The organism is Halomonas sp. ND22Bw (genome assembly GCF_003011945.1).
Classification (GTDB): domain Bacteria; phylum Pseudomonadota; class Gammaproteobacteria; order Pseudomonadales; family Halomonadaceae; genus Halomonas; species Halomonas halophila.
Window position 1 is genome coordinate 1 of record NZ_PXWD01001536.1, and the last position, 245, is coordinate 245.

General features: G+C 51.8%; 1 protein-coding gene. It reads left to right on the plus strand.

Features of this window, described 5'->3' with window-relative positions; all coding sequences use genetic code 11:
• On the plus strand, positions 1-245 hold a 245-nt coding region (locus CVH10_RS23375; protein WP_146143348.1), incomplete at both ends, for a hypothetical protein.

The window sequence follows — 245 nt, forward strand, 5'->3', positions numbered from 1 at the left end:
CCGGATGATAAAGCGCTGGCGCCTGGAACCAAAACCCCAGGATATGGCCCGTTACAAAAGAGGCGAACTGGTAGAGCCCCGCGACCCGATAGTTTTTTATATCGACCCGGCTACGCCTAAAAAATGGGTGCCGTACCTGATTGCGGGCGTAAACGACTGGCAGAAAGCTTTCGAGAAAGCTGGTTTTAAAAATGCCATTATTGGTAAAGTGGCCCCCACCGCAAAAGAAAACCCGAACTGGAGCC